Raw genomic sequence first — 21,715 nt, 5'->3', positions numbered from 1 at the left:
GTCAGTTCTCCAGCACCGCGCGCAGGTCCCACAGGGAACGCCAGGTGGCCGAGCCCTGCTCCGCGCGCCTGCGCACCGGCCCGTCCCAGTACCCCAGCAGCCGTGCCGCGTCGGCGGGGTCGTCCTTCCGGACGACGCCGAGCAGATGGCCGGGCAGGAGGGAGAGCACGTCCCGGTCGCCGGGGAAGTAGGCGGCGGCCAGGCCCAGGGCAGCCGCGACGGAGACAGCCTCCGCCGTGCTCATGACCGTGGAGGGACGCTCGACCTCCCAGCCTTCGACGGAACGGCCCTCACGCAGGTCCCGGAAGGCGATGACCAGGGCTTCGAGGACCGCGTCGTCCACCTGGAAGGCGGCGCCGACGCGTTCGACGGCTGCCCGCGACTGGCGCCGGACGAGCGCGGTCTCGGCGTCCACGTCCCCGATGGGTCCCACGGTCTCGAAGTTGAAGCGCCGCTTCAGGGCGGCGGACATCTCCGAGACGCCCTTGTCCCGCAGGTTGGCGGTGGCGATGAGGGTGAACCCGGGGGCCGCGTGCACCTGGGCGCCCTCGCCGCCCGCGAGTTCCGGGACCGCGATCCGCCGCTCGGAGAGCAGCGACACCAGGGCGTCCTGGACCTCCGGCAGGCAGCGGGTGACCTCCTCGACGCGGGCGACGGCCCCCCGGGTCATGGCGGCGAGGACCGGGGAGGGCACGAGTGCCTGCTCCGTGGGGCCCTGGGCGAGCAGCAGAGCGTAGTTCCAGCCGTACTTGAGCTGGTCCTCGGTCGTGCCCGCAGTGCCCTGCACGGTGAGCGCGCTGGTCCCGCAGACAGCAGCCGACAGCAGCTCGGAGAGCATGGACTTGGCCGTGCCCGGTTCGCCCACGAGGAGGAGTCCGCGCTCTCCGGCCAGGGTGACCACGCAGCGTTCGACCAGGGCACGTTCGCCGACGAACTTCTGCTCGATCACCAGGCGGGGCGGCACCCCGGCTCCGGGACGGGTGCCCTTCGGCAGGGCCAGCGCCTCGCCCGCGCTGCCCATCACGAACGTGACGACGGCGCGCGGAGTGAGCAGCCAGCCCGGTGGGCGGGGTCCCGAGTCGTGGGCGGCGAGGAAGGCCAGCTCGGTGGCGTACCGGTCCTCGGGCGGCGTGACCTGGCGGGGCTCCCGGCCGGGAACCGTCGTCCGGTCCGGGACGCCCGTGGTGGTGGCGTTGTTCACGAGGGTGCTGTTCACGGTGGTGGTGTCGTTCGTCATCGGCGGCGGCCCTTCCGGGGTGCGCGGGTGTCCAGTTCCTCGAAGGCGGGGGCGTCGCCGCCACGGACCCGTGCCCAGGCGGCTGCGAACAGCTCGGGCACGGGGATGTGGGGCAGGGACCGGACGGACCCGGTCACGGGGTACAGGCGTTCCTTCCAGGTCTCCAGCGGCAGTCCCGGGGCGCCGCGTTCGAGCCAGCCGCAGGGAAGGAACAGTGTGCGGCCGGCGCGGGAGCGCTTCGCCTCCACGACGAGGCCGGTGGCTGCGATTTCCGCACGGGCCTTCTTGATCCGTGCCGGCTTCCACTCGGTCCAGCGGACGCAGTTGCGGTCCGTCGGGTCGGGCAGGGCGAGCAGCATCAGGTAGAGCGCGGCGGCGTCGGCGCCGAGGCCGAGGACGTCGGCGGCTTCGGCGACCAGGTCCGGCACGGCACGCGTCGGGTCCTGGGCCGGGTGGTGCGGGGAGCCGTCGGGGACGCCCGCCGAGGCCAATGCGTCGGTCTCCTCGTCCAGCAGCGCGCGCAGGGCGAGCAGATCGCCGGTGCCGTAGGGGCCGACGGTGCCCTCGACGAGGCCGAACGCCGGGTCGTCGGGGCCCGTCAGCCCGGCGGGGCGGATCAGCAGCTTCTCGCTGTTGGCGTAGCCGGGGGCGAGGAGCAGCGCCGTACCGGCCCGGACCAGTCCGTCGGCGCCGGCGCCGCCGGACTCGGGGAGCCCGTGGGCGGCGCGGACCACGGGGCCGATCGAGCTCCCCGACTCGGCCCATTCCAGACCGAGGTCCAGCACCAGGTCCGGGTCGGCGAGGCGGTCTCGCAACGCGGTGAGCCCGATGGGCAGGTGGGCCCGCAGGGGGTGTCCGTACGGCAGCGTGTAGGCGAGGGTGCGCAGGGCGGTCACGGCCGAGGAGACCGCGCCGCGTGCGCCCGCCCGGTGCAGTCCCGGGCGGCCGGTGCCGTCGGGGACATCCGTGCCGTGGGCGAGCCAGGTCCGGGAACCCGTGTTGAGGATCAGGTCGACGGCCTCCGCTGTGGTGCCCGACAGGTCGAGATCCAGTTCCTCGGGGACGCGGACGAGGCCGACCAGGCGCTTCTGCCAGACCTCCGCGGCGGCCCGGACGTCGGGGCCCGTGGACCACAGCTCGGCCGGGTCGGCGGGCAGCAGGGCCTGGAGCAGGGCGTGCCGGTCGTCGCGGGGCAGGGTATCCAGCCTGGACTGGGCCGCTTCAAAGGCACGTGTCTTCGCCCCCAGGAGTGCGAGCGCCTCGGCGCCGGGCTCCTGGACGGCTGCCGACAGCAGGGCGGCGGACTGGAGGGGACCGATTCCGGTGGCCGTGTGGAACGACTCGGCGGCCTCCGGGCGCCAGGGTGCCGGGCCCTGATCCCGTACCAGGGCGATGAGCCGGGTGAGCCGGTCGCGGTCGATGCCCTGTCGGTGAACACGCTCGTGGTCCAGGGTGAAGCCGGGGACGGGCCCGAAGGCGCCGGTCGGGTCATGGTCCAGGGCGAGCCATCGTGCGGCGTCGTTGCGGGAGTTGCGGCCGCGGCCGGCGAGGACCACGACCGTACGGGCGCCCTTGCGCAGCACCTGGCCGAGGCGGTGCACGGCCTCGGGACGTCCCGGCCCGGTCGTCCCTCCGGGGACCGGCTCGACGAGTTCCACCTGCCGGACGGTGCCCGCCGGGTCGGCCAGCGGGCCCGCGGCGAGGGTCTCCAGGAGCACGAGGAGCCCGTTGCGGTGCTCGGGTGAGGTGGTCGCCGAGGCGGCCCGGTAGGCCAGTTCGGGCAGACCGTCGAGAAGATCGGTCCAGGTCAGGGAGTCACCGGGCACGGTGTACTCGTCCCGCTGCCAGCCGTCCACAGGGGTGAAGGGGACCTTGGACTGGATGGGTGGGCCGAACGCGGGCTCGCCACCGAGGACATGGTTGACGGCGAGGATCTGCCGGATCACGGTCCATCGGCGCCCGGCCCCCCACCAGCCGCCCCGCATCCGCTCGGAGTTCCAGGCCGTGGCCGGCTGCAGGGTCATGTCGTCGCCGTGCTCGGGCTCGTGTTCGAAGAACATGCCCTGGGTGCGCGCGGTGTTCCGGGGCGTGGCCGGCTCCACGGGCTTGGGCGGGGCCACGTACCGGGCGGCTGCGACGGCCCGGTGGACCGCGTTCCGTACGAGCGCCGTGACGCCCGCGAGAAGCCGCTCGTCGGACACCTCGGGCAGTACCCGGGCGACGGCTTCCCGGCTCAGTTCCCGCGAGGAGGGCCCGGTGTACTCCTCGACGGCCCGGAACGCCTCCAGGTGCCGTTCGATCGCGGCGGCCACCTCCTTGAACAGCTCTTCCGCCCGGGAGTCCGTCAGGTTCCGCAGGAAGGCCGAGCCCTTCTCGTCCCTCGGGCGCAGGGCGTGCCAGTAGGAGACGGGTGGCACGTAGGGCGTGCCCGGCGCGTCGTCCCCGCCGGAGGAGTCGGGGGTGACGGACCACAGGCTGCCACCGGTGCCGTCGGTGTCCGCCGGGTACGTCGCGACGGTGCGGTGGTTCAGGGCAACGACGGGCCGTGAGCCGCCGGGGAGGGTGAGAGCGCCGAGCGGCACCGGTGCGTCACCGCCGGGCAGCGGGTGCGGCAGGGTGACCGTGTGGCCGTCGGGGGTCCCGGCGACGATCCGGTGTCCGTCGGCAGGGGCGGGCGTGCCGGGCTCCGTGACCGTATGACGGACCCAGCGGCCGAGGACCGTGCCGTCCGTGCCGAACGGGGTGGTCTCCAGACCGGGCCGGAGCGGCAGCACCTGGCAGTGGTCGGTGAGCAGCCGGGTGCCGTTCCGCACCCCGGAGCGGAGGAGGGCGGGGAGGGATGCGCGGCCGTGCGTGCCGCTCGCCGGGTCGTACTCCAGCCACACTCGCTGTGTGCCCTGGTGGCCTTCCCGCCAGAGGCCGGTGCCGTCGGAGATGACGGCGCGCTGAGGCGGAAGCGAGGTGTCGCCCGCGTGCAGGGCCTTGCCGCCGGTGGCGCGGCCGCCGCCGGGCAGTTGCACGGAGACCTCGTCCGAGGGGCCGGAGCCGCCCCAGCGGGGGATCTGCTCGCCGCTGACGGTGAACACCTCGGCGGGCCGGTGCGACCAGTAGCCGTGCGGCTTGCCGTCCTCCCACCAGATGACCATCAACTCGCCGTCGGCGTAGCGGAAGGCGAGCTGCCGCCAGTGGTCGACGGTGGCGGGCAGCCGCAGGGTGTGGCGCAGCAGAACGCCTTCCGGGCCGACGACGACGGCCCGTTCGAGCGTGTTCAGGATGAGCGCGGGCCAGGCACCGGTGACACCGACGTCCTTCGACCGGTGATGCTGCTGACGCGTGGCGGCCGCCTCCGCGGCTTCGGCGGCCAGTTCGGCGTAGGTCTCGTCGAGCGCGGGCCAGCCCAGCTCGTCGAGGACACCGGTTCGCAGCGTGGAGGCCAGCAACGGCACGACATCGTGGGCCTCGATGAGCCGCACGGCTTCCGGGGAGACGTCGGCGACGACGGCGCGGAACGCCGAGAGCTTGTTGAGAGCCGTCTCCAGGCCGGGGAGCCCGCGCGCGGCCGCGTACTCCTCGGCGCGGCCGGTCAGCCACTCCCCCAGGATTCCGGAGAGCACCGGGTGGGCCGCGAGCTTCGCGAGGCCTGCGTCGCTCGGCCGCTGGCCGCGTCCGCCGCCGAGGCCGCCGACATCCCGGCTCAGAAGGGCGCGGAAGACCGGCTGTTCGGCGACGGCTGCCAGATCCCGTGCGCCGGGCACGGTGTCGATGAGCCACGGGCCGACGGGGAGACCGGCGGCCTGCGCGGTACCCGAACTCTGGTCGTCGGGCTCGGCGACGGGAACGCCGGAGGCCAGACAGAGGTCGAGCAGGTCCAGGTCGGCATTGCGCTGCCAACGGCCCTGGAACAGCTCGACGGGGCGTCCGTCGGCGCGCAGCCGGTCTGCCATCCGGGCGACCAGATCGAGGGTCTGCGGGCTGCGGCCCGCGGTGGCCCGGTGGCGCCGGCGGTGGGACTCCCAGCGGGCGAGCCAGTCCGCCGGGGAGACGGACGGGTCGCCGGGGGCGGCGGAATCGGGGGAAGGGGTGCCGGAGGTGTCCGGGAGAGCCGTCAGCAGGTCTTCGGCTCCGGCCTCGGCCAGCAACGCGAGCCAGCCGCTCTCACCCTCCCCGTCCCGGCCGCTCTCGCTGAAGGTCTCCGGGAAGAAGCCGAGGAGCCGGGTCCGTACGGCCGCGTCGCGCCGGGCAAGTGCGACGAGCGCGGAGCGGTAGGCCGCCCAGAACGAGGCGGGGGCGCGGACGACTCCGGGCGAGCCGATCAGGTCGGCCACCAGATCGCGCTCGGCGGCCTCGCGGTCCAGTCCGGCGGCCTTGACCAGCGCGCGCACGTCCTGTGGCAGGGCCGCGTACGGCGGCATGCCGGCCGCGCAGCGCTCGACCAGCAGACGGCGGTACTGCGCCCAGGCGTCCGCCGGTGCGAGCCGGGCCACCAGGTCCCGTACGTACTGCCGCAGTGCCTTGACGGTCAGTGCGCCGGAGAAGGCGAACTCCAGGAAGACGGCCCGCTGCCGGTCCTCGTCGACGTCCAGCCCGTGCACCCGCTCGGCCTCGCGGGCCTTGCCGAAGAACGTGGCGGCGTAACTGGTGTTCTCCGCCTGGAGGAAGAGGCGTGCCACCTGCTCGTAGTAGGTGGGCAGGAAGTGGGGCACGGCCCGGCCGAGCCGGGTGCCGAGTGCGTCGAAGCCCTCCTTGGCCGCTCCGGCCCGGGTCCTGGCCTGCCGGCCCAGCCGCTCGATGTCCTTGACCAGGGCCAGGGCGTGGTGCCCGTTGGCCGGGTCGTTGACCAGCGCCCAGGCCGGGAAGCCCAGCGTCTCGCGGCGCACCTGGCCCACGACGGGGGCCTCGGCGCTCCGGGCCAGGCCGAGGAACTCCAGGGCCAGGTCCTCGGCTTCGCCGAGCGTACCGGGCACGAGCCGGACCACGGGGCGGTCGCCGAGGGCGGTGTGCGTGTAGGTGCGGGCGGTCAGCGCGTCGGCGTCGTCCCGGTCGGTGGTGGAGGCCGGGAGGATCGCGCCCGCGTCCAGCAGAGCTGCCGCGCGGGTCTCGTCGGCGGGGACGGACATGCCCCCGGACCGGCCCTGGGCGGGCAGGAACGCCGCGCCCGCTTCCGTCGTGTTCGCTTCGGTGTTCGTCGTCGTGGTGCTCATGCCGCCCGCTCCTCGTCCTCCACGTCGCGGCCGGCGTAGAGCGCCGCCGCCATGCGCATGCCCTCGGACCACGTGACGGGACCGACCTCGGCAGCCGTCAGCGGGCGACCCGAAGGGTCGGTCCAGCCCAGCGGGCCCGTCTCGGTGCCGTACGCGTCGTATCCGTCGTGCTCGCCGATCCAGATGCGCGCCTCCGCGGTGGCGCCGTCCTCGACGACCGGGCAGACCGCGTATCCGCCGCGCGACCGGTACCCGAGCTGGGTGACGCGGCCGTGCAGGAAGCGCAGTTCCTTGAACACCCCGCCGGCATAGGTGTCCACGGATGTGGTGTCCGGGGCGAGGCCCGGCGGGCGGCGCCACACCTCGCGGAACAGCTGCTCCACGTTCTGTCGCACCCCCAGTTCGACCGCGAACTCCCGCAGCTCGTCGAGGTCGTCGAGGAGGACGGGGTGGGGCACGCTGACGACGTCCGGAGTGATGCGGACCGTGTCGCCGTCCAGGTCGACGAGACCGAGGCCTCGGTCGGGGTCGACATCGCGCAGGAATCCGGCGACCCCGCCGTCCGCGCCGGTGACCACGACGTCCCGTAGGGCGGCCTGCCAGGACGGGTCGGGCCAGACCTGGGCGAGCACGGCGGTGGGGACGGGCAGCGAACGCACCATCCACTGCTCGACGTCGGTCAGGCACCGTTGTGCGTGCCGGTCCAGCCACTCGGTCAGCTGCCGGAGACCGATGACCGCCGGGTCGTCCTTCAATGTGGCCGGAACGGACTTCAGCCGCCGGCCCTTCCCGTTGCGGCAGACCACCTTGCCCGCCTCCAGGGCGACTTCGTAGTCGCCCGCCGGAACCCACCCCATGCGCTGTTCTCCCCGTCGTCCCGGACGGCCGCCGAACCGGCGGCACGCTGATGAAACCCGCCGACGGCAACGCACCGTGACGAGTGGGAGAGACTCTAGGCGCCACCAGTGACAACGGGCCCGGACCCCTGCCGGGACGGTCCGGGCTGTGGGACGGTCAGCCTGCCAGCCGGGCCTTCCAGATCTCTTCGCTCGGCCACTGCCGGGCCCAGTCGGCGGATACTTCCGGATAGTCCCTGGGCGCGGGCCGGGGCGCCTGAATCTCGATCAGGTCCTCGACCACGAAGCCGCAGGACCGCAGCAGACGGATCATCTCCCCGTGCGGCAGGACGAACTGCACGTTGTTCTGCGAGTCCAGCCGGGTCAGCCCGAACTGGGGGCGGAGCAGACCGCTGGATACCGGCTCCTCCGGCGGTACGCACATCGCGAACAACGGCGAGTAGCGCATGAACACCAGGTGGCCTCCGGGAACGAGCAGCCGGGCGGCCTCCGGGATCCACCGGTACGGGTCGCACCACAACGAGGCGCCGTACTCGCTGATCGCCAGATCGAAGGTGTTGTCCTCGTAGGGCACCGTCTCGGCATTGCCCAGGACGAGAGGGAAGTCGATGCCGAACTCCGCCTGCATCGCGCGAGCGGTGGCGAGCTGCTGCTCGGAGAGGTCGATCCCGACCGGCAGGGCTCCCGCTCGGGCCAGCCGCGCCGACACGTAGGCCGTGCCGCAGCCGAGCTCGATGGCGCGCATTCCGGTCACGTCCGGAAGCACGGACACCTGGGATTCAGGGGTGGCCCACAATCCCCAGCGCGTCTCCGTCTGCGACCAGTGATCGCGGGCCAGCGGTCCGTGCCAGGAAGCCGCCTCCTCGTCCCAGTAGCGTCGGTTCTGCTCCAGATGGTCCCCGGGGCTGCCTTGAGTCATGGAGGCATTCGACCGGACCCGCCCGCGACCCGGCAACGCAATTACGGCTCGACGGGAGTCCGGCCCGCGCCGGAGACCCTCAGCGGGCCGGTCGCCGTGCCGTCCGGGATCACCGTCCGCCGGAACCCGCGGGCAACGGCTCCTGCCGCGGCGTCCCGGCGAGGCCGCCCGGAACGACCGGGTACAGTGCGCGCCGGCAGTCCGGATGACCTGAGGATGGAAAGCATGACCGACACCAGCGAGGCCCGATCCGCGGACGGTGCAGCGCATGCGGCCCAGCAGAGTCGACTGCGCCGCCTGATGCGCTACATCCCTCTGATCGCCCCCGTCCTTCTGTGGGCTGTGCCCTGCTGGGTGCTGCTGCACGCCGGCCAGCACTGGCCGCTCCCTGTGGCGTACGCCGGCACCGCCCTGTTCGTCCTCGGTCTGGTCGCCATGCCGTTCGCGATGGCGCGCGGCCACGGCCGGCGCCAGCAGGACGGGGCGGCGATCGTCGGGGACACCCTCCTCGGCGCGGCTTGGATCCTGTTCACCTGGTCCGTCCTGCTCGGCGTCCTGCTGCGCCTCGCCCTGACCGTGGCGGGCGTGGGCGACGGGCAGAGCCGGGCCCGGATCGTCACCTGGGCGGTTCTCGGCGTGGCCGCCGTGCTGCTCGCCTGGGGGTACGCCGAGGCCCGCCGGGTGCCACGCGTGCGCGAGCTCGACGTGGAACTCCCGCGCCTGGGAGCCGGCCTGGACGGTACGCGCGTCGCCCTCATCACCGACACCCACTACGGCCCGCTCGATCGCGCCCGCTGGTCCGCGCGGGTCTGCGAGAAGGTCAACTCCCTGGAGGCCGACCTGGTCTGCCACACCGGCGACATCGCGGACGGCACCGCCGAACGCCGCCGCGCCCAGGCCGCTCCGCTCGGCACCGTGCGGGCCACCCGGGCCCGGGTCTACGTCACCGGGAACCACGAGTACTACAGCGAGGCCCAGGGCTGGGTCGACCTGATGGACGAGCTGGGCTGGGAGCCGCTGCGCAACCGCCATCTGCTGCTCGAACGCGGCGGCGACACCCTGGTGGTCGCCGGTGTGGACGACGTCACCGCCGAGTCCTCCGGCCTGGCCGGCCACCGCGCCCACCTCGACGGAGCCCTGGACGGCGCCGACCCCGAACTGCCCGTCCTGCTCCTCGCCCATCAGCCGAAGTTCGTGGACCGGGCCGCGGCGGGCGGCGTCGACCTCCAGCTCTCGGGCCACACCCACGGCGGTCAGATCTGGCCTTTCCACCACCTCGTCCGCATCGACCAGCCCGCCCTCGCCGGCCTCAGCCGCCACGGCACCCGCACCCTCCTCTACACCAGCCGCGGCACCGGCTTCTGGGGCCCGCCGTTCCGTGTCTTCGCCCCCAGCGAGATCACTCTGCTCGTCCTCCGCTCCCCGCAGCGGCCTTCCGGGCAGCAGCCCGCTTGAGCGGGGTCCCGGGCCTGGCCCGGGACCCCGCGGGCGCGGCCCCGGGCGTTCCGCGGCGGGAACACGCTGGAACAGGCTCACCGGGTGCGGGGCCGGGAACCGGTCACGCCTGTTCGAAGTGGAACGCCTTGATGAAGCAGTCGCGTGGCTGGGCGACGGCGAAGAGGATGCAGTCCACGAGCGACTGCGCGGTGAGGGCGTCCTCGGCCTCGCGCGGCGTGGTCTCCCATTCCTCGGAGAGCGGGTCGGGGTTGGCGAAGTCGGGCGGGTACAGGGAGATCACCCGGACCCCCTGGGCCGCAGGCGCTTGGAGAGGATCTCGGAGAACCCCGCCTGGGCGCTCTTGGCCGCGTAGAAGGCGTCGTGCGCGTCCGAGCGGTGATGGCCCGCCGCTCCGCAGGCGGAGACCATGGTCACCACGTCCGGCCGGTCCGAGCCGAGCAGGAGAGGAAGGAAGTTCTTCACCGTGAGAACGGTTCCCGTGGCACCGGACGCGATCGTGTCCACGATGTCGGCGTCGGAGGCGGATTCGAGGTCCGGGCCTTCGAGGTAGCGCGAACCGTTGTTGATCAGCACGTCGATGCGATCGGTGCGTCCGGCGACGCGGGAGGCGAATTCCCGGATCGAAGCCGGGTCCGTCAGGTCGCAGGCGAAGGCGTGGACCCGCTGATTTCCCCGGTCGCGAATCTCGTCGCGTACACGCTCAGCTGCGGCGAGGGTCCGGGCGGAGAGGAAGACCTCGGCGCCCAGGTCTGCGAGACGGATGGCCAGAGTGCGGCCGAAGTCACGGCCGGCGGCCGTGATGACCACCCGGTGGTCGTCGAATCTCATGTCGTCGCTCCTGCTTCGTGGATGGCGGCCGGTTCCTGGCGCCGGCTGTTCCGTCGACTGTGCACCATCCGTTCCGTGAGGGATCCCCGGGCCTTGCGGGGCGGATCCTGTGTACCGGTGGCCGGTCCCCTCACCGCCTTCCACGACGAGGAGACCGGCCGGGACCGGCGTCGGCACCGGCTCCCGGACCGGCGCTGCTGCTCCCCCCAGGAGCAGCCGTCGTCCGCCGCGACCGCCTGGTAGCCCCGCACGCACGCCTGTGGGCGGACCTCAGTCAGCGCAGTCCGGCGAAGAGATCGTTCTCGGGTACGGGAGCGTCGGTGGTGTCCTTGACGCGCACGAAGGTCTCCATGCCCATGAACTCGCCGAACCTCTCCTTGCCCATCTTGAGGAAGAAGATGTTCTCGCCCTGGCTGGCGTGCGCGGCCAGCGCGTCGAACTTCTGACCGCTGAACGCGGTGGTGTCCACCCACGTGGTGATCTCGTCGTCGGGGAGGCCGATCTCGGCCATCGCGGCGGCCTCGGCGGGATCCGGCTCCGGCATGTCCGGGTGGAACTCGCGCATGATCTCGCCGAATCTCTGCATCCCCGAGCGGGGCATCGTCGTCCAGTACACCTTGGGTGTCAGCCCGGTCATCTCCAGCGCCGCTGTCGTGATGCGGTTGGCCTGGATGTGGTCGGGGTGGCCGTAGAAGCCGTTCTCGTCATAGGTGACGACCACATCGGGCCGGTACCGGCGCATGAGTTCCGCAAGCCGGGCGGCACCTTCCTCCACCGGGGTCCCCCAGAAGGAACCGGGGGCGTCGTTGCTCGGCCAGCCCATCATTCCGGAGTCGGCGTAGTCCAGCATCTCCAGATCGCTGATCTTCAACACCTCGCAACTCGCCTCGAGTTCCTGGCGTCGCATCAGGGCGACGGCCGCGGGATCGTGACCGGGATCGCCCGGCTTGGCACCCCCCTTCCCGTCGCCGCAGCCGCCGTCCGTACAGGTCACCAGAACGGTGCGGATGCCTTCCGCCGCGTACCGCGCGAGGACTCCTCCCGTTCCGGTGGCCTCGTCGTCGGGGTGGGCGTGCACTGCCATGAGGGTCAACGGCCGGTCAGTCATGAAGGTGTCCTTCTGCGGAGAAAGCGTCTGGGTACGGGTGTGCGGCGGGTACCGCGGTCCGGGGGCGGGTCCTGGCGGCACGGATGCCCTCGCGGTCTCCGTGTTCCCCCGTGCGACGCCGGTCCCCCGCTCGTGCAACCGTTCCGGGCGGGCCTGCTGTTCCCGGCCCGGCGTTTCGGCCGCACCCGCCGTCGTGGACCGGCCTCCTGAGGTACTCCCGTTCACTCCGCGGGAGAGCCGTAGCGGGCGGCCAGGGTCCGTACGGTGGCGGCGATGCGGTCGCGGAGTTCGGCCGGGGCGAGGACCTCGATGTCGGTGCCGAGCCGCAGGAACTCCCCGTGCGCGTGGTCGATCGACTCGATGGGCACCAGGGTCTCCGTCCACCGGTCATCCGTGGGGGTCACGCCCAGGCGGCGGGCACCCTCCGCGGTGAGCCGCACCCGGGCCTCGCCGGTATGCAGCCGGGCCCGGAATCCGGCGAGGTAGCCGGTCCAGTAGCCGGCGAGGTCGAAGCCGTCCGGCACGGCGAACTCCTCCAGGGGCCGGAATCCGATGACCTGGTCGACCCGGTAGGTGCGGATCCCGGACGGCCCGCCCGCGACCAGGTACCAGCGCCCGGCCTTGAGTACGAGCCCGTACGGTTCGACCGTCCGCTCGATCTCCTCCGGCGCCCGCCAGCGCCGGTACGTCAGGGCCGCCGCGCGTCGCTCCCACACCGCGGCGGCGACCGGGGCCAGATACGGCGTGCGGTCGGCGTCGCCGTACCAGCCGGGGGCGTCGAGCAGGAAGCGCTCCTGGATCCGCCCGGCGTGCTCACGCAGTTCCTTCGGGAGGGCGGCCCGCAGCTTGAGCCGGGCCGTGGCGAGCGCCCCGCCCAGGCCGAGGTCGGCGGCGGCGCCGGGGAGCGCGGCGAGGAAGGCGGCCTGCGCCTCGTCCGCCGTCAGCCCGGTGAGCCGGGTCCGGTAGCCGTCGAGCAGCCGGTAGCCGCCCGCGTGTCCGGCGGCGCCGTACAGCGGGATGCCGGCGGAGGCGAGCGCCTCGGTGTCCCGGTACACGGTGCGGACGGAGACCTCCAGTTCCCCGGCCAGTTGCTGGGCCGTCATGCTGCCCCGGTTCTGGAGCAGCAGCAGAAGGGTGACCAGCCGGCTCGCGCGCATGCCGGTCAGTATCCACTGACAGAAGGTGTCAGTGGAGTGCTCATAGCTTGGTGCGCATGAACGACTTCGACTTCCTGCACGGCTCCTGGGATGTGGCCAACCGCCGTCTCACCGCACCGCTCGGACCGGGCCCCGCCCTCTGGACGGAGTTCCCCGGCCACTCGGTGATCCGGCCCCTGTTCGAGGGTGCCGGCAACATCGACGAGATCGTCTTCCCCACTCTCGGCCGCCGGGGAGCGACCCTGCGGCTGTTCGACCAGGAGACGCGACGCTGGTCGATCCACTGGTCGGACAGCAGGACGGGCCGGCTGGATCCGCCGGTGTCCGGCACCTTCGACGGCGACCGCGGCGACTTCCACGGCGAGGACACCTACGACGGCCGCCCGATCCGGGTGCACTTCACCTGGTTCCGCCTCGGGCCGGACACCGCCCGCTGGGAGCAGGAGTTCTCGGCCGACGGCGGCCGTGACTGGGAGCTCAACTGGACCATGGACCTCAGCCGCACCGGGCGGGCCGGGGCATGAGCATCGTCGAACTCCGGCAGTACACCCTGCACCCGGGCACGCGGGAGACCCTGATCGAGCTGTTCGAGCGCGAGTTCGTGACCGGCCAGCGGTCGGCGGGCATCACCGTCGGCGGCCGGTTCCGCGATCTGGACGACCCGGACCGCTTCGTCTGGCTGCGCGCGTTCCGCGACATGACGCACCGCCGGCGCTCGCTGGAGGCCTTCTACACCGGCCCGGTCTGGCGGGAGCACCGCGACGCGGCGAACGCCACCATGGCCGACAGCGACGACGTCCTGCTGCTGCGCGGCCCCGGCTTCACCGCGGAGCCGGGTACCCGCGCCGTGGTCGCGACCGTCTGCCACCCGTCCGAAGCGGCCCTCTTCGACGCCTATGCCGCCCGTCATCTGAGTCCGGCTCATGCGCTGCACCGCACGGAGCACGCTGCGAACGACTATCCCCTCCTGCCCGTCCGCACCGGGGAGGACGTCCGGGTCTGGTTCGGCGCGGCGGAGCCGGCTCCCTGGCCGACGCGGCGGCTTCGGCTCGAACCGGTAGCGGTTCGGCATACCTGAGGACCGCTTCGCCAGGCGCGACATCCCGAGCATTCGGGCGGTATGTACCGTATTGCACTATATTTCGTTCGACGGATGCGTGGGGCGCCGGAGTTCATCTCGGCTCGTGAACGGGGGCTGCCGAACGGCGAGCGGGCGCGGGCCCCGCGCGACCTCCCGCTTGGGCGCACAGACGAGGGAAGTCATGAGCCACGCAGAGACCGGCGCGCCGGCCGCCACCTCCGGTGACCGGCCGGCGGCCAAACTGACCCTGGTGACACTGACCGCGATGGTGGTCGGCTCGATGGTCGGGGCCGGGGTCTTCTCACTGCCGCGCCGGTTCGCACAGGAGACCGGGGTGGCCGGGGCGTTGATCGCCTGGGCGATCGCGGGGACGGGCATGCTGATGCTCGCCTTCGTCTTCCAGGCACTCGCCGTGCGGCGGCCCGACCTGGACGCCGGTGTGTACGCGTACGCCAAGGCCGGGTTCGGCGAGTACCTCGGGTTCTTCTCCGCGTTCGGCTACTGGGCGAGCGCCTGTGTCGGCAACGTCACGTACTGGGTGCTGATCATGTCGACGATCGGCGCCATCTGGCCCGCGCTCGGTGACGGCGACACGTTCCTGGCCGTCGTCCTCTCCTCGGTCGGGCTGTGGGCGTTCTTCCTGCTGATCCGGCGCGGCGTCAAGGAGGCGGCGGCGATCAACCGGATCGTCACCGTGGCCAAGGTCGTGCCGATCCTGGTGTTCGTCGTCCTCGCGCTGTTCTGCCTCGACACCGATGTGTTCGTGGACAACTGGGGCGGGGCCGACTACGCGGGTTCGCTGTTCAACCAGGTCCGCGGGACGATGCTGGCCACGGTCTTCGTCTTCCTCGGCGTCGAGGGCGCCAGCGTCTACTCCCGGCACGCGAAACGGCGGGAGGACGTCGGCCGGGCCACGGTTCTCGGCTTCCTCAGCGTCTTCGCGGTCTTCGCCTCCGTCACCATCGTCTCGTACGGCATCATGCCGATGGCCGAGATCGCCGAGCTGCGCCAGCCGTCCATGGCCGGCGTGCTGGAGCACGCCGTCGGCACCTGGGGCAAGGTCTTCGTCAGCGTCGGCCTCATCATCTCCGTGCTCGGCGCGTACCTCGCCTGGACCCTGATGGCCGCGGAGGTGCTCTTCGTCGCCGCCAAGGACAAGGACATGCCCCGGTTCCTGGGCCGCGCCACCGCCGAGGACGTCCCGGTCCCCGCGCTGCTCATGACGACCATGCTGAGCCAGGTCGTCCTGGTCGTCACGATGTTCTCCGACGACGCGTTCAACTTCGCGCTCGACCTGACCAGCGCCCTGAGCCTGATCCCGTTCCTGCTCGCCGCCGGGTTCGCCGTGAAGATCTGCCTCGGGCGCAGCCGTGCGGAGACCTCCGGCCGGAGCACCCGCCCGGAGCTCGTGGTCGCCGTCGTCGCCACGCTGTACACGGCGTTCCTGCTGTACGCGGCCGGGCTGAAGTTCGTCCTCGTCTCGTTCATCCTCTACGCCCCCGCGACCTTCCTGTTCGTCAAGGCACGGCGCGAGCAGCACCGGCGGCTGTTCTCACCCCGCGAGGCCCTCATCTGCGCCGTCTCGGTGGCCGGTGCCGTGATCGGCGTGATCGCCCTGGCGGTGGGCTGGATCGAGCTGTGACCCGTACCCGACCCGTGCCGTACCCGATCGAAAGGCGCACTGCGATGCGTTCAGACACCACTCCCCGACCGGCCCTCGGCGTTCACTCCGAGGTCGGCAGACTCCGCAAGGTGCTGGTGTGCGCGCCCGGCCTCGCCCACCGCCGTCTCACCCCGACCAACTCCGACGACCTGCTGTTCGACGACGTCATGTGGGTGGAGAACGCCCAGCGCGATCACGCGGACTTCGTCGACCAGCTGACCGGCCACGGGGTCGAGGTCGTCGAACTGCACGAGCTGCTCGCCCGGACCATGGACATCCCCGAGGCCAGGAGCTGGCTCCTGGACCGCAAGATCGTCGCCAACGAGGTCGGCCTCGGGCTCGTCGACGACACGCGCGCCTTCCTGGACTCGCTCGGCTCCCGGCAGCTGGCCGAGTACCTCATCGGCGGACTGTCGACCGCCGATCTGCCGGCCGGGTTCCGCTCCGGCTACGTGGCGCTCGCCCGCGAGGCGACCGGGGCACGGGAGTACCTCATGCCCCCGCTCCCCAACACCCTGTACACCCGCGACACCACCTGCTGGCTCTACGGCGGTGTGACGCTGAACCCGCTCTACTGGCCCGCCCGGCACGGTGAGACCCTGCTGATGAAGGCGGTCTACACCTTCCACCCCGACTTCAGGGACAGCGTGGTGTGGTGGGGCGACCCGGAACAGGACTGGGGCCAGGCCACGTTCGAGGGCGGCGACATCATGCCCGTCGGCAACGGGGTCGTCCTCATGGGCATGAGCGAACGCACCTCCCGCCAGGCCATCACGCAGGTCGCCGCGTCCCTGTTCCGCAACGGCGCGGCCGAGCAGGTCATCGTCGCCGGAATGCCCAGGCTCCGTTCCGCCATGCATCTCGACACGGTCTTCACCTTCGCCGACCGTGACATCGTCACCCTCTACCCCAGGATCATGGACGCGGTGCACACCTTCTCGCTGCGCCCGGGCGACAAGGGCCCCGGGGTGGAGATCACCGACGAGGGATCGACACCGTTCGTCGACGTCGTCGCCAGGGGGCTCGGTCTGCCCGCGCTGCGGGTGGTCGAGACGGGCGGCGATGTGTACGCCTCCGAGCGCCAGCAGTGGGACAGCGGCAACAACGCCGTCGCACTGCGGCCCGGCGTCGTCTTCACCTACGACCGCAACACCCAGACCAACGCGCTGCTGCGCAGGGCCGGCGTCGAGGTCATCACGATCGTCGGCGCCGAACTCGGCCGTGGGCGTGGCGGCGGCCACTGCATGACCTGCCCGCTGATCCGCGAACCCGTCGACTTCTGACCACGGCCGGCGGATGCCGTGCCGGTCCCGTGTGAGCGGTCGGGGGTCGCCGCGAAGACGACGGGACAAGCGGTCAGGGGGTCGCCGCGGAGACGACGTAGACGACCGGTGCCACCGGGTCGGTCATGTTGACGGTGATGTCCTGCGTGGGGCGGGGATCCTTGTTCGTGTGCGTGGTGCCCGCCCACGACAGGTTGCCGTTGAAGTACCAGCCCGCGATCTTCATGTCGCGTTCGCCGATGGTGAGACTGCCGTTCTTCAGGGCGGCCCGCCCCGTGCCCATCTGGGTCAGGAACCGGTCCAGGCCGTTGGACGACGTGCGGAACTGCACGTACATCCGGCTGGCCTTCCAGTTGTTGGTCTCGTAGTACTGGACCTCCACGGCGTCCTTGGGGATCGGCACCTCGAAGATGCGGCGGAGCATCCGTGACGGCCAGCCCCCGCGGAGCCCCTGCGCCGCCGCCTCGGCGGCCTTGTCCTGGCCGGAGCGGCGGCTCTGGCCCGCCGAGATCAGCAGATAACCGGCCGGGATGCCGATCAGCAGCACGATGATGGTCGCCGTGATCAGGCGCCGGCGGACGGTCCGGCGCCGGTCCTCGGGCGTCGGCCCCTCGCAGGGCGGCGGGGACTGGCGCGGCACGACGGGGTGCTCGGCTGCGGTCATGGGTGCGGGGATCCCTAGGAAGTGCGGGTGTTGCGCGTGTTACGGATGGTGCTGGCGGCCTGGTCGTAGATCTGGGCGTACCGCTCGTACCGCTCCACGCGCCGGCGGTTGGTGCGCCGGAAGCGGCGGGCCACCAGTCTGGCGAGGTCGGCCGCGCCGACCATACCCGCCTCGGGGCCGAGCTGCGCCTTCGCGATCCGGGCCTCGGGCCGGTAGCCGCGGCCGGTGAGGTGGCGTTTGAAGGCGTCCCTGGCCGGTCCGATCAGGAGGTCGTCGGCGGCGCTGACACCGCCTCCGATGACGAAGCAGGAGGGGTCGAGCGCGGCGGCCAGATTGGCGATGCCGACACCGAGCCACTGGCCGATGTCCTGGAGGAGCTCGATGCACATCGCATCGCCCTCGCGGGCCAGTTCGGTGATGAGCGGTCCGGTGATGTCGGGGATGTTGCCCTTGACCCGCTCGATGATTCCGTGGGCGACCGGGGAGTCCGCCGCGGCCAGTTCCCGCGCCTCCCGGACGAGCGCGTTCCCGGAGCTGTACTGCTCCCAGCAGCCGCGGTTGCCGCAGGGGCAGCGGTGGCCGCCGGGCACGACCTGCATGTGGCCGAACTCACCGGCGACGCCGTACTTGCCGCGCTTGACCTGGCCGTCCTCCAGGATCGCGCCGCCGATGCCGGTGCCGAGCGTGATCATGACGAGGTGGTCCTCGCCGCGTCCGGCACCGAAGCGCCATTCGGCCCAGGCGGCGGTGTTGGCGTCGTTGTCCACCATGACAGGGACGACGAGCCGGGAGGCGAGGGCGTCGCGCAGGGGTTCGTCGCGCCAGGCCAGGTGCGGGGCGAACAGGACCTTGGAGCGGTCCGCGTCGACCCAGCCCGCCGCGCCGATGCCCACCGCGTGGACGTCGTGGCGGTCCGAGAGGTCCAGCACCAGCTCGACGATGGTGTCCTCGACGACCTTGGGGCTCTTGGACTTGTCGGGCGTCTCGGTGCGCAGGGTCTCCAGGATGTTGCCGTCGGCGTCGACGACGCCGGCCATCACCTTCGTCCCGCCGATGTCGATGCCGACCGTGGGCACCCGCGGGGCGGTGAGGTGTGAGCGCCGCTCCCTGGTGCCGACGGTCCGCAGGACGGTGGCGCGGGCGGACCCGCGGTGGGTGAAGTCGCGGTACGTGCTCATCGTCCCTGCGGGGTCTGGGGGGCCGGGGGTGCGTTCTGCTTCCGGCGGCGGACGGTGCCCACCGGTGTCGATTCTGCCATTGCCGACCCCGGTCCGTACGTCAACCGGTCTGCCGCCCGGCGCCCGGCGGGCCCGGAGACCGGTCCCGCCGGGTGCCGGGAAGAGCCGTGGACGCGGTCACCCGGAGGTGCCGCCCTCGTCCCGGAGGCCGCCCAGCGGGCCCGGGCCGGGGGCGCGCTCCAGCTCGTGGCTGAGCTCCTCCAGCTCGCTGCCGCCCGCCATCTGGCGCGTCAGCTCGTCCAGCGTCACGCCGGCCTTCGTGTGGCTGCCCGCCATGGCGCCCCGCTTGAGCAGGACGAAGCGGTCACCGACGAGGTACGCGTGGTGCGGGTTGTGCGTGATGAGGACCACGCCGAGTCCCGCGTCCCGGGCGGCGGCGACGTACTTGAGCACCACCCCGGACTGCTTGACGCCGAGCGCCGCGGTCGGCTCGTCCAGGACGAGGACCTTGGCACCGAAGTGGACGGCCCGCGCGATGGCCACACACTGGCGCTCGCCGCCGGACAGCGTGCCGATGGGCTGGTCGACGTCACGCAGGTCGATGCCCATCCGCAGCAGGGCGGAGTGGGTCGTCTGCCGCATCAGCCGGACGTCGAGGCTCTTGAAGGGCCCTGTGCCCTTCGTCGGCTCGGACCCGAGGAAGAAGTTGCGCCAGACCGGCATCAGGGGGACGACGGCGAGGTCCTGGTAGACCGTGGCGATGCCCCGGTCCAGGGCGTCGCGCGGGTTGGCGAGCGTGGTCTCCTCGCCGTCGATCAGGAAGGTCCCCGCGTCGTGCCGGTGCAGCCCTGCGATGATCTTGATCAGGGTGGACTTGCCGGCGCCGTTGTCACCGAGGACACAGGAGATCTCGCCCGCGCGGACCTCCAGCGAGACGTCCTGGAGTGCCTTGATGTTGCCGTAGAACTTGCTGACGTGATCCAGCTCGACCAGTGCCCGCCGGCCGGTGTCCGCGGGCCCGCTCGATTCCTTGGGGGCCGTCATTTCGTCGCCTCCGCGCGCTTGCGTACCCATGCGTTGAGCAGGGTGGCCAGGAGCAGCATGGCTCCGAGGAAGAACTTGAACCAGTCCGGGTTCCACTCCGCGTACACGATGCCCTTGCTGGTCATGCCGAAGATGAAGGCACCGACCGCCGAGCCGATCGCGGAGCCGTATCCGCCGGTGATCAGGCAGCCGCCGATGACGGCCGCGATGATGTAGATCAGCTCGTTGCCGACGCCTTCGCCGGACTGCACCACGTCGTAGCTGAACAGCAGGTGCTGGCCGGAGACCCAGGCCGCGAAGGCCACACCGAGGTAGAGGCCGATCTTGGTCCGGATCACGGGGACGCCGACCGCGCGGGCCGCGTCGGCCTCGCCGCCGACGGCGAAGATCCAGTTGCCGAAGCGGGTGCGGATCAGGATCCAGGTGGCGAGGGCGACGAGGACGGCCCACCACAGGATGGTCACCTTCAGCTCCACGCCGCCGACCGTCCAGTGCGAGGCGAAGACCGCGCGGGCCGAGTCGAAGCCCTCCATGTTGCCGATGGTCTTCGTCGATACGGTCCCGCTGATCAGCTTGGTGAATCCCAGGTTGAGACCGGTCAGCATCAGGAACGTACCGAGCGTGATGATGAAGCTCGGAAGTTTCGTCCGCGTCAGCATGAAGCCGTTGAACGCGCCGATGGCGAGCGTGACCAGCAGGGACACGAGGACGCCGACCCAGACGTTGGCCGTCATCTGGTAGCTGAACATCGACGAGATCAGTGCGGAGCTGGTGACCATCACGCCCGCGGAGAGGTCGAACTCGCCGCCGATCATCAGCAGTGCCACGGGCGCCGCCATGATGCCGATCGTGGAGGCCGCGTAGAGCACCGTGCCGAAGCTGGTGGCGCGCAGGAAGCTGTCGGCGACGACCGCGAAGAAGAGGAAGACGGCGAGCGCGCCGACGACCGAGCCGAGCTCGGGGCGGCCGAGCAGCTTGCGCAGCGGTGAGACGCGCACCAGCCGCTCGTCCGCCACGGCGGAGGACGTGCCGGGCCCCGCGGTCATCGGGTTCCCCGGTCCGCGTACTCGGCGAGCTGGGCCGCGTCGTCCGAGGTGATGACCTGCGGGCCGGTCAGGACCGGAAGGCCGCCGCCGAGCACGTTGCGGTTGTAGCGGTAGAGCCAGAGCAGGTCGACGGCCTCGTACCCCTGGAGGTAGGGCTGCTGGTCGACGGCGAAGCCGAGGGTCTTGGCCTGGAGCTCGGCCGCGACCTTGGCGTTCAGGTCGAAGGTGTCGATCTCCGCCTTGCTGCCGGCGGTCGTCTTCGCCTTGACGGCGGCGTCCGCGAACGGGGCGCCCAGGGTGACGACGGCGTCGATGTCCTTGTCGGCCTGGAGCTTCGCCTCGATGGAGGCCTGGACGTCGGGCATGTTCGTGCCCTCGACGTACAGGTTCTGCATCTGGCCGTCGAAGGTCTTCTTCGCCCCGGCGCAGCGCTGCTCGTGACCGACGTTGCCCTGCTCGTGGAGGATGCACAGGGCCTTCTTGCGGCCGCGTGCGTTGAGCTCGTCGCCGACGGCCTCGCCCGCGATCGACTCGTCCTGGCCGATGTGCGTGAGCGCGCCGTAGCTCTTGGACTCGGCGGAGCCCGAGTTCACCGTGATCACCGGGATGCCGGCCTTCGTGGCCTTGGCGACGACGGCCTTCATGGCGTCCGGCTTGGCGAGCGTGACGATGAGCCCGTCGACCTTCTTGTCGATGGCGGCCTGCACCAGCTGCGCCTGCTGCTGCGCCTCGTCGTTGTGCGAGTACAGGAAGTTGATGTTGTCCTTCTTGGCCGCCATTTCGGCGCCCTTCTGGACGATGTCCCAGAAGGTGTCGCCGTCTCCCGAGTGGGTGACCATGGCGAAGGTCCAGCGGGGTGTGTTCACCGCGGACCGGCCCTCGGCCGCGGCCTGCTCCGCCCGCTCCTCCGCCCGCTTGCCGCCGGTGCTGCTGCATCCCATGAGGGAGGCCCCGAGCACCGCCGCAAGCACGGCGCCCATCGCACGTACCC

17 protein-coding genes and 1 pseudogene are annotated in these 21,715 nt (G+C 71.9%); 6 read left to right on the top strand and 12 right to left on the bottom strand.

Features of this window, described 5'->3' with window-relative positions; all coding sequences use genetic code 11:
• Position 1: 1 nt before the first annotated feature.
• The 4 genes from ACIQMX_RS18345 to ACIQMX_RS18330 all read right to left on the bottom strand — a co-directional run bounded on the left by ACIQMX_RS18345 (position 2) and on the right by ACIQMX_RS18330 (position 8,214).
• Positions 2-1,237 carry an AAA family ATPase gene (locus ACIQMX_RS18345; protein WP_402479190.1) on the bottom strand — a complete coding sequence of 412 codons (1,236 nt, stop codon included), beginning with the start codon at positions 1,235-1,237 and terminating at the stop codon, positions 2-4.
• Positions 1,234-6,438 (bottom strand): hypothetical protein, encoded by a 5,205-nt coding sequence (locus tag ACIQMX_RS18340; protein WP_402479187.1) that lies wholly within the window; start codon positions 6,436-6,438, stop codon positions 1,234-1,236. The genes ACIQMX_RS18345 and ACIQMX_RS18340 overlap by 4 nt, the downstream gene beginning before the upstream one ends.
• Entirely contained in the window at positions 6,435-7,295 is an 861-nt protein-coding gene (locus tag ACIQMX_RS18335; protein WP_402479184.1) for a DUF4132 domain-containing protein, read from the bottom strand. Before ACIQMX_RS18335 ends, ACIQMX_RS18340 begins: the two co-directional genes overlap by 4 nt.
• Positions 7,296-7,452: 157 nt before the next feature.
• A complete protein-coding gene (locus ACIQMX_RS18330; protein WP_363076103.1) occupies positions 7,453-8,214 on the bottom strand; it encodes a class I SAM-dependent methyltransferase in 762 nt (253 codons plus the stop codon).
• Positions 8,215-8,439: 225 nt separating this feature from the next.
• Between ACIQMX_RS18330 and ACIQMX_RS18325 the strand changes: the two genes are divergently transcribed.
• Positions 8,440-9,669: a metallophosphoesterase gene (locus tag ACIQMX_RS18325; RefSeq protein WP_402479181.1), complete on the top strand. Its 1,230-nt coding sequence runs from the start codon at positions 8,440-8,442 to the stop codon at positions 9,667-9,669.
• Between the two features lie 103 nt (positions 9,670-9,772).
• On the opposite strand, the pseudogene ACIQMX_RS18320 reads toward ACIQMX_RS18325, so the two are convergent.
• Positions 9,773-10,500 (bottom strand): annotated as a pseudogene (locus tag ACIQMX_RS18320) (SDR family oxidoreductase).
• A 117-nt stretch (positions 10,501-10,617) separates the two neighbouring features.
• Here ACIQMX_RS18320 and ACIQMX_RS18315 point away from each other — a divergent pair.
• Positions 10,618-10,743: a hypothetical protein gene (locus ACIQMX_RS18315; protein WP_402479178.1), complete on the top strand. Its 126-nt coding sequence runs from the start codon at positions 10,618-10,620 to the stop codon at positions 10,741-10,743.
• 31 nt (positions 10,744-10,774) lie between these two features.
• On the opposite strand, the gene ACIQMX_RS18310 is transcribed toward ACIQMX_RS18315, so the two are convergent.
• Positions 10,775-11,608, bottom strand: a complete 834-nt coding sequence (locus ACIQMX_RS18310) for a PIG-L family deacetylase (protein WP_402479176.1) — start codon at positions 11,606-11,608, stop codon at positions 10,775-10,777.
• Positions 11,609-11,829: 221 nt separating this feature from the next.
• Entirely contained in the window at positions 11,830-12,765 is a 936-nt protein-coding gene (locus ACIQMX_RS18305; RefSeq protein WP_402479173.1) for a helix-turn-helix transcriptional regulator, read from the bottom strand.
• A 56-nt stretch (positions 12,766-12,821) separates the two neighbouring features.
• On the opposite strand from ACIQMX_RS18305, the gene ACIQMX_RS18300 reads away from it, so the two are divergent.
• The 4 genes from ACIQMX_RS18300 (at position 12,822) to ACIQMX_RS18285 (ending at position 16,792) form a co-directional block, all read left to right on the top strand.
• Entirely contained in the window at positions 12,822-13,289 is a 468-nt protein-coding gene (locus ACIQMX_RS18300; protein WP_402479170.1) for a hypothetical protein, read from the top strand.
• The gene (locus ACIQMX_RS18295) at positions 13,286-13,843 is read left to right on the top strand and encodes an NIPSNAP family protein (RefSeq protein WP_402479168.1); all 558 of its coding nucleotides are present in this window, start codon (positions 13,286-13,288) and stop codon (positions 13,841-13,843) included. Before ACIQMX_RS18300 ends, ACIQMX_RS18295 begins: the two co-directional genes overlap by 4 nt.
• Before the next feature lie 184 nt (positions 13,844-14,027).
• Positions 14,028-15,488: a basic amino acid/polyamine antiporter gene (locus ACIQMX_RS18290; protein ID WP_402479164.1), complete on the top strand. Its 1,461-nt coding sequence runs from the start codon at positions 14,028-14,030 to the stop codon at positions 15,486-15,488.
• 44 nt (positions 15,489-15,532) lie between these two features.
• Positions 15,533-16,792, top strand: a complete 1,260-nt coding sequence (locus ACIQMX_RS18285) for an arginine deiminase (protein ID WP_402479161.1) — start codon at positions 15,533-15,535, stop codon at positions 16,790-16,792.
• A 73-nt stretch (positions 16,793-16,865) separates the two neighbouring features.
• Here ACIQMX_RS18285 and ACIQMX_RS18280 read toward each other — a convergent pair whose 3' ends face one another.
• The 5 genes from ACIQMX_RS18280 to ACIQMX_RS18260 form a co-directional block, all read right to left on the bottom strand.
• Complete coding sequence (locus tag ACIQMX_RS18280; RefSeq protein WP_402479158.1) at positions 16,866-17,456, bottom strand: hypothetical protein; 591 nt, start codon at positions 17,454-17,456, stop codon at positions 16,866-16,868.
• A gap of 14 nt (positions 17,457-17,470) precedes the next feature.
• Positions 17,471-18,634: an ROK family glucokinase gene (locus ACIQMX_RS18275; protein WP_363076083.1), complete on the bottom strand. Its 1,164-nt coding sequence runs from the start codon at positions 18,632-18,634 to the stop codon at positions 17,471-17,473.
• 177 nt (positions 18,635-18,811) lie between these two features.
• Positions 18,812-19,678, bottom strand: coding sequence for an ATP-binding cassette domain-containing protein (locus tag ACIQMX_RS18270; RefSeq protein WP_363076081.1), 867 nt, complete (start codon positions 19,676-19,678; stop codon positions 18,812-18,814).
• The gene (locus ACIQMX_RS18265; RefSeq protein WP_363076079.1) at positions 19,675-20,724 is read right to left on the bottom strand and encodes an ABC transporter permease; all 1,050 of its coding nucleotides are present in this window, start codon (positions 20,722-20,724) and stop codon (positions 19,675-19,677) included. The genes ACIQMX_RS18270 and ACIQMX_RS18265 overlap by 4 nt, the downstream gene beginning before the upstream one ends.
• Positions 20,721-21,704 carry a sugar ABC transporter substrate-binding protein gene (locus ACIQMX_RS18260; RefSeq protein ID WP_363076077.1) on the bottom strand — a complete coding sequence of 328 codons (984 nt, stop codon included), beginning with the start codon at positions 21,702-21,704 and terminating at the stop codon, positions 20,721-20,723. Before ACIQMX_RS18260 ends, ACIQMX_RS18265 begins: the two co-directional genes overlap by 4 nt.
• Positions 21,705-21,715 lie beyond the last annotated feature (11 nt).

This window comes from Streptomyces sp. NPDC091416, assembly GCF_044756845.1.
Classification (GTDB): Bacteria; Actinomycetota; Actinomycetes; order Streptomycetales; family Streptomycetaceae; genus Streptomyces.
This window is presented reverse-complemented; position numbering and strand designations above follow the sequence as displayed.

Coding starts and splice junctions, on each gene's coding strand:
- ACIQMX_RS18345 (WP_402479190.1), bottom strand. CDS start 1,237: ATGACGAACGACACCACCACCGTGAACAGCACCCTCGTGAACAACGCC.
- ACIQMX_RS18285 (WP_402479161.1), top strand. CDS start 15,533: ATGCGTTCAGACACCACTCCCCGACCGGCCCTCGGCGTTCACTCCGAG.
- ACIQMX_RS18290 (WP_402479164.1), top strand. CDS start 14,028: ATGAGCCACGCAGAGACCGGCGCGCCGGCCGCCACCTCCGGTGACCGG.
- ACIQMX_RS18310 (WP_402479176.1), bottom strand. CDS start 11,608: ATGACTGACCGGCCGTTGACCCTCATGGCAGTGCACGCCCACCCCGAC.
- ACIQMX_RS18260 (WP_363076077.1), bottom strand. CDS start 21,704: ATGGGCGCCGTGCTTGCGGCGGTGCTCGGGGCCTCCCTCATGGGATGC.
- ACIQMX_RS18265 (WP_363076079.1), bottom strand. CDS start 20,724: ATGACCGCGGGGCCCGGCACGTCCTCCGCCGTGGCGGACGAGCGGCTG.
- ACIQMX_RS18270 (WP_363076081.1), bottom strand. CDS start 19,678: ATGACGGCCCCCAAGGAATCGAGCGGGCCCGCGGACACCGGCCGGCGG.
- ACIQMX_RS18335 (WP_402479184.1), bottom strand. CDS start 7,295: ATGGGGTGGGTTCCGGCGGGCGACTACGAAGTCGCCCTGGAGGCGGGC.
- ACIQMX_RS18275 (WP_363076083.1), bottom strand. CDS start 18,634: ATGAGCACGTACCGCGACTTCACCCACCGCGGGTCCGCCCGCGCCACC.
- ACIQMX_RS18325 (WP_402479181.1), top strand. CDS start 8,440: ATGACCGACACCAGCGAGGCCCGATCCGCGGACGGTGCAGCGCATGCG.
- ACIQMX_RS18305 (WP_402479173.1), bottom strand. CDS start 12,765: ATGCGCGCGAGCCGGCTGGTCACCCTTCTGCTGCTGCTCCAGAACCGG.
- ACIQMX_RS18280 (WP_402479158.1), bottom strand. CDS start 17,456: ATGACCGCAGCCGAGCACCCCGTCGTGCCGCGCCAGTCCCCGCCGCCC.
- ACIQMX_RS18340 (WP_402479187.1), bottom strand. CDS start 6,438: ATGAGCACCACGACGACGAACACCGAAGCGAACACGACGGAAGCGGGC.
- ACIQMX_RS18300 (WP_402479170.1), top strand. CDS start 12,822: ATGAACGACTTCGACTTCCTGCACGGCTCCTGGGATGTGGCCAACCGC.
- ACIQMX_RS18295 (WP_402479168.1), top strand. CDS start 13,286: ATGAGCATCGTCGAACTCCGGCAGTACACCCTGCACCCGGGCACGCGG.
- ACIQMX_RS18330 (WP_363076103.1), bottom strand. CDS start 8,214: ATGACTCAAGGCAGCCCCGGGGACCATCTGGAGCAGAACCGACGCTAC.